Below are 6,345 nucleotides of genomic sequence, written 5' to 3' on the forward strand. Positions count from 1 at the left end.
TTACCACCAAAGTACGCCGGAATTGCCAAAACCAGCGGTTTCCGCTTTTCATCTGAATATTTATGCCGAAACTTGCCATTCATAGCGCTTCATGCATCGTTCAGACGACCGTGCCGTATGTTGCGGCACGGTAGGCGCCAGCCGCCCGGAACTGTTCCGGCAGCAGCGCCCCCGCCCTCTCAACCACACCCCGCCATGCACGTTCTGCTCATCGAAGACGAAAAAAGCCTGCACCAGGAAATGCGTCAGTTTCTGCTGCAAGCCCAATACTTGGTCGACTCGGCCTACACCTACGCCGAGGCTTCGGAAAAACTGTACGTCAGCAGCTACGATTTCGTGCTGCTCGACCTGGGCCTGCCCGGCGGCGACGGCCTCGACCTGCTCAAGGAAGCCCGCCTCAACGAAAACCAGGAGGCGTCCTTCATCATCCTCACGGCGCGCGGCGCGCTCGACGACCGCATTCGGGGCCTCGACCTGGGCGCCGACGACTACCTGCCCAAGCCCTTCTCGCTGCTGGAGCTCACCAGCCGCATGCAGGCCATCACGCGCCGCAAGTTCAACCTGAAGCGGCCCGAAATCGCCTTCGGCCAGGGCTTCAGCATGGACCCCAACGCCCGCATCGTGCGCCACGGCGGCCAGGAAGTGCCGCTTACCAAAAAGGAGTTCGACCTGCTGCACTACCTGCTGCTGCACCGCGGCCGGGTGCTCACCCGCCTGCAGCTCGGCGAGCACCTGTGGGGCAACGTGCTGGAAGACGATTCCGACTCGAACTACATCGACGTGCACATCAAGAACGTGCGCAAGAAGCTGGCCCAGTTCGGCTCGGCCGATTTCCTGGAAACCGTGCGCGGCATCGGCTACCGCGCGGCGGAGTAACGTCACCAATGGGTGATTGGATGAATGGGTGAATGAGCGAATGGCGGCCTTGTTGCTTCCTTCGCACATTCACCCATTCGCACATTCACCCATTCACCCATTGCTACCATGCGTCTCGAAGCCAAGCTGGCCCTGTTCAATGCCCTCTCCAAGCTGCTGCTGGTGCTGCTGGGGGCCCTGGTGATTCCGCCCATTGTGCAGCGCGTGGCGGTGGGCCACACCGACCAGCACCTGCGCGAAAAGCAGCGCCGGGTGCTGGCCCTCATTGCCCGCGACGGCCTGCAGGCCTTCGAGCGCGGCGAGCGCGCCGAAACCTACGCCGACTACAACATCTTCAAGCAGGAATACATCACGCTCACGCCGCTGCCGGCCGGGGCCCGGCTGCCGCCCGAGCGCATTTTCGAGGAGCCCCGGCAGGTAGACCAGCAGGTGGAGGACTTCCGCATCCTGAGCTTTGCCCGGCCGCCGGGGGCACTGGGCGGGCCGGCCTTCCGGGTCGAAATCGGCTCCTCGCTCGAAACCGTGGAGCTGCTGACGGACACGCTGCGCACGTTTGCGCTGTGGGTGCTGGTGGCCGCCTCGCTGCTCACCGTGCTGAGCGATGCGGCCTTTGCGCACTACCTGCTGGAGCCCCTGCGTGAACTGACGGTGCGCAAGCTGCGGGGCATCCGGCAGCCGTCGGATTTTCAGTTCGAACCCATTGATACCGATACCACTGACTTCCGCCGGCTCGATGACCGGTTGAACTCGCTGATGCGGCAGGTGCAGTCGGCGTTTGCCAAGGAGCGGGAGTTTATGAGCAACGTGAGCCACGAGCTGCTCACGCCGGCCAGCATCCTGCAGTCGCGCTTCGAGAACATGCTGCAGGACCCCACCCTGCCCGAGCAGCACGCCCAGCAGATTGTGGAATCGCAGCGCACGCTCTACCGCCTGCGCAACACCGTGCGCACCCTGCTGCTCATCGCCAACATCGAAAACGAGCAGTACCTGCGCAACGAAGCCGTGCGCCTCTCCGATGCCGTGGCCGACGTGGCCGAGGAGCTGGAGGACCGCCGCCAGCAGCGCGACATCGCCCTCGACGTGGACATCAGCGGCGACGACACCCGGCCCCTGGCCAACGCCAGCCTGCTGCACACGCTGCTGCGCAACCTGATTTCCAACGCCATCAAGTACAACCGCGAGGGCGGCAGCATCCGGGTGCTGGGCCGGCCCACGCCCAGCGGCGGCTACACGCTGCGGGTGGAGGACAGCGGCCCCGGCATCGCGCCCGAAAACCTGCCCTACCTGTTCGACCGCTTCCGGCGCTTCCACGCCACGGGGCCGGGCTCGCCGGAGGGCTACGGGCTGGGCCTGCCCATCGCCCAGACCATTGCCGGCTTCCACGGGGCCGTGCTGCGGGCCGAGTCGGAGGTGGGCCGGGGCACGGCATTCATCCTCGATTTTCAGCCGGCCACCAAATTGGCCGCAGGGTTCATGCCGGCTTCATAGGGGTGGGCGTAGCTTCGGGGAGTAATTCAACTCCCCGTGCGTATCCTGCTGAAAATCTTGCTTAGTAGCCTGCTGCTGGTGCTGATAATCGCCGTCGGCACCGAGGTAGTGGCCCTGCATCGCGGCCCGGTGCCGCCGCTCGACCAAACCGCCGCGCCGGTGGTGGTGCGTAAATCGACCACGGCGCCCATGCCGCCCAAAACGGTGCGCCCGGTGCTGGGGCACCGCCCGTCGTTCTTCTGGCTTCGGAAGGACCGGAAACACCAAGCCCCGGCTGGTTAGCCGGGGCTTTTTTCGTTGGGTCGTCAAATCAGAATCGGCTGTCATCCTACGCTGCGCTCAGGATGACAGCCGATTCCGGCCTGCCCTACTCCGGCGCGGCCACGCCGTAGTCGGCCGAGGCGATGGGCTGCGGCGGCACGCCAGCCGCTTCGGCCGGCTCGGGCAGGGGCAGCTGCCAGTGGGTGCTGAGGTGGGCCAGGCCCGCCAGCGAGGTGAGGTCGAACTGGCAGGGCACGATGGATACGTAGTTGTGGGCCAGGGCCCATTCGTCGGTATCGGTGCCGGGGTCGAGGTTCACGAACTCGCCGCGCAGCCAGAAGTAGGGCCGCTGGTAGGGGTCGAGGCGGCGGTCGAATTCTTCCTGCCACCGGGCATTGGCCTGCCGGCCCAGGCGCAGGCCGGCAATGGGCGTGGCCGACTTCTTGGGAATGTTGACGTTGAGGGCCGTGCCGGCGGGCACGCCGTGGGCCAGGGCGTGGCGGCATACCTGGCTCACCCACTCGGCTACGTGCGAGAAATCGGCGTGGTGGCCGTAGTCGCAGAGCGAGAAGCCCACGGCGGGCAGGCCTTCAATGGCCGCTTCAATGGCCGCCGACATGGTGCCTGAGTACAGCACATTTACCGCCGCGTTGGAGCCGTGGTTGATGCCGGACACCACCAGGTCGGGGGTACGGTCTTTGAGGACGTAGTGCCGGGCAATTTTCACGCAGTCAGCCGGGGTGCCGGAGCACTCGTAAGCCTTCACGTCGGGGCCGAAAACCGGGTTTTCGGTGAGGCGCATGGGGTGGCCGATGGTGATGGCGTGGCCCATGCCCGACTGCGGCGAGTCGGGGGCGACGACCACCACTTCGGCCCCCAGGGCGTGCACGATTTCGACCAGGTGGCGGATGCCGGGGGCGGTGATGCCGTCGTCGTTGGAAACGAGGATGAGGGGCTTTTTCAAAGGGAAGCGGGGGATGTGAAGTGGGGAGCGGGCAAAGGTAGGCCGGGCGGTGACGGGCGGAGGAAAGAAGTAGCGCGAACTTTGCGGTTCGCGTCCCCGCGCCGTAGCCACGACTCGTTCCGGGACGCGAACTACAAAGTTCGCGCTACTATGTTCCCTCTTCTCCTCGCCTCGCTCATGACAACCCTCGCCCCCACCCCGGCCCCGGCCTGGCGCACGCCCTTCGAAAACGACCCGGCCGGCAACACCACCGCCACCTACGCCGAGTGCGTGGCCTACTACCAGAAGCTGGCCGCCGCCTACCCGCAGCACCTGCACCTGGCCGAAGCCGGCCCCACCGACAGCGGCCACCCGCTGCACGAAGTGGTGATTTCGGCCGACGGCGACACCGACCCGGCCAGCATCCGGCGCAAAAACCGGCGCGTCCTGTTCATCCAGAACGGCATTCACCCCGGCGAGCCGGAGGGCATCGACGCGAGCATGATGCTGGCCCGCGACCTCATGCAGCACAAGCCGCTGGGGAAGCTGCTCGACAAGGTCACCATCGTGCTGGTGCCGGTGTACAACATCGACGGGATGCTGAACCGGAACGCGACGACGCGCGTGAACCAGCACGGGCCGGCCGAGTACGGCTTCCGGGGCAACGCCCGGCACCTGGACTTGAACCGCGACTACATCAAGCAGGAGTCGCGCAATGCGGAGTCCTTCGCGCAGCTGTTCCAGAAGTGGCAGCCCGATATTTTCGTGGAAACCCACACCTCCAACGGGGCCGACTACCAGTACACCATGACGCTCATTGCCACCCAGCACAGCAAGCTGGCCCCGGCCCTGGGCACGTATTTGCAGGGGCAGCTGCTGCCCGCGCTCTACAAAAGCATGGAGCAGCGGAAGTGGCCCATGACGCCCTACGTGGACTTTGAGGGCGAAACGCCGGAGAGCGGCCTGCAGGCGTTTCTGGAGTCGCCGCGCTACTCCACGGGCTACGCGGCGCTGTTCAACACCATCGGCTTCATGCCCGAAACCCACATGCTGAAGGCCTACGCGCCCCGCGTGCATTCGACGTATGATTTCCTGCTGACCGTGCTCGAAACCGTGGGCCGGCAGGCCGACGCCATTGCCGCCGCCCGCGCCAAAGCCGCCGCCGACCTGGCCACCCAAACGACCTTTCCCCTCACCTGGGCCCTCGACGACAGCCAGCACGAAACCCTGCAGTTCCACGGCTACGAGGCCGGCCACAAGCCCAGCGACATCAGCGGGCAGCCGCGCCTGTATTATGACCGCAGCAAGCCCTTCACGCGGCCGGTGAAGTACTTCAACACCTTTCAGCCCACCACCACGGCCAGCCGGCCCACGGCCTATATCATTCCCAAAGCCTGGGGCGAGGTGCTGGACATTCTGCGCCGCAACGGCGCCGCGCCGGAGCCGCTGGCCCACGACGTGAGCGTGCCGGTGGAGGTCTATTATTTCGAGGATTTCAAGACCACGCCCCGGCCCTTCGAGGGCCACTACGTGCACAGCCAGGTACAGCTGCGCACCCGGCAGGAAACGGCTACTTTTCATCAGGGCGACTTCGTGGTGTACCTCAGCGAGGGCGCGCCCCTGCGCTACCTGATGGAAACCCTGGAGCCGCAGGCCACGGATTCCTTCTTCGCCTGGGGCTTTTTCGACAGCGTGCTGCAGCAGAAAGAGCACTACTCCGACTACGTGTTCGAAGACCTGGCCGCCGACCTGCTGCGCCGCGACCCGGCCCTGCGCGAGCGCCTGGAAAAGCTCAAAAAGGACAACCCCGCTTTTGCATCGAACGGCAAAGCCCAGCTGGAATGGGTGTACCAAAGCTCCCCCTACCACGAGCCCGGCCACAACCGCTACCCGGTGGCACGCTGGCTGGGCGAGGGCAAGCTGTAGCGCGGACTTTTAGTCCGCGCCCCACCAGCGGAAAACCCGAACGCCTCCGAATAGCATGGGGACGCGCACTAAAAGTTCGCGCTACAAAAAAGGCTGACCCATCCGGGCCAGCCTTTTTCATTCGCACGCGGCCAGCTTACGCCGGCAGGGTGGCGCGGTGGGCCGTCACTTCGTTGATGCGGGCGGTGAGCACGGCCACCTGTCCTTCTATCTGGTCGGCATCGACTTCCGACAGGTAGGCTTCGGAGCCGGTTTGGGTGGTGGTGGCCAGGGCCAGGCGGTCGCGCGTGGCGGTGGCGGTGATGAGGGCGGCCTGGGCGCGGCGCTTCTCGACGGGCGTGATGCCGGCGCGGGCGGCATCGGCGGTGTAGCGGGCCACGTCGTCGGTGGCTTTGGCCAGGCGGGCGGCCGTGGTGGTGGCGGCGCGGCTGGCCACGGTGTCGGCGTAGTCGATGTTGCCGGAGCGGTGCTCGTACGATTCGCGCTCGATGGTGAGGTTTTCCAGGGCTTCGTCGCACTCGGCGCGGGTAGTGAGCAAGGTGAGGGTTGCGGCCATAGGGGTACTTGAAAATGGGGGTTAAGTGAGCCGCCAAATTAGAACGCAGCCGCCCCAACGGCCGCGCTTTTTTCGTCCTTTGTTGGGACCGCCGCGCCCTATTTTGGGACGGCCGTTCCCACGGCCAAAAGGGCAGCCAGGGCCGCCGCTTCGGCTTCCAGGGCGGCGGCCCGCACCTCGGCCAGCTGCCAGCGGGCCAGGTCCTCGGGCGGCAGGGCCTGCGGCACCAGCGCCAGCGCGGTTTGGGCGTAGCGCAGGCACACGGCCACGGGCGTGGCGGGGGCCTCCCCGGCCG

At 66.0% G+C, this 6,345-nt stretch carries 7 protein-coding genes; 4 read left to right on the top strand and 3 right to left on the bottom strand.

All coding sequences use genetic code 11. From position 1 onward, the window contains the following. Nucleotides 1-195 precede the first annotated feature (195 nt). The 3 genes from ACYVHT_RS20325 (at nt 196) to ACYVHT_RS20335 (ending at nt 2,646) form a co-directional block, all read left to right on the top strand. Complete coding sequence (locus ACYVHT_RS20325) at nt 196-876, top strand: response regulator transcription factor (protein WP_460556457.1); 681 nt, start codon at nt 196-198, stop codon at nt 874-876. 108 nt (nt 877-984) lie between these two features. Next, the gene (locus ACYVHT_RS20330; RefSeq protein WP_460556460.1) at nt 985-2,364 is read left to right on the top strand and encodes a sensor histidine kinase; all 1,380 of its coding nucleotides are present in this window, start codon (nt 985-987) and stop codon (nt 2,362-2,364) included. Between the two features lie 36 nt (nt 2,365-2,400). After that, nucleotides 2,401-2,646, top strand: coding sequence for a hypothetical protein (locus tag ACYVHT_RS20335; RefSeq protein ID WP_460556463.1), 246 nt, complete (start codon nt 2,401-2,403; stop codon nt 2,644-2,646). A gap of 85 nt (nt 2,647-2,731) precedes the next feature. Here ACYVHT_RS20335 and surE read toward each other — a convergent pair whose 3' ends face one another. Continuing rightward, the gene (surE, locus tag ACYVHT_RS20340; RefSeq protein WP_460556465.1) at nt 2,732-3,589 is read right to left on the bottom strand and encodes a 5'/3'-nucleotidase SurE; all 858 of its coding nucleotides are present in this window, start codon (nt 3,587-3,589) and stop codon (nt 2,732-2,734) included. Nucleotides 3,590-3,766: 177 nt separating this feature from the next. On the opposite strand from surE, the gene ACYVHT_RS20345 reads away from it, so the two are divergent. Continuing rightward, nucleotides 3,767-5,494, top strand: a complete 1,728-nt coding sequence (locus ACYVHT_RS20345; RefSeq protein ID WP_460556468.1) for a M14 family metallopeptidase — start codon at nt 3,767-3,769, stop codon at nt 5,492-5,494. 136 nt (nt 5,495-5,630) lie between these two features. On the opposite strand, the gene ACYVHT_RS20350 is transcribed toward ACYVHT_RS20345, so the two are convergent. Together ACYVHT_RS20350 and ACYVHT_RS20355 are read right to left on the bottom strand one after the other, a co-directional pair. After that, nucleotides 5,631-6,050 carry a hypothetical protein gene (locus tag ACYVHT_RS20350; protein WP_460556471.1) on the bottom strand — a complete coding sequence of 140 codons (420 nt, stop codon included), beginning with the start codon at nt 6,048-6,050 and terminating at the stop codon, nt 5,631-5,633. A 98-nt stretch (nt 6,051-6,148) separates the two neighbouring features. Beyond that, nucleotides 6,149-6,345, bottom strand: a 197-nt coding sequence (locus tag ACYVHT_RS20355; protein WP_460556474.1) for a hypothetical protein, incomplete at its 5' end; no start/stop codon positions are given.

The sequence above is a fragment of the Hymenobacter daeguensis genome, from assembly GCF_054780555.1.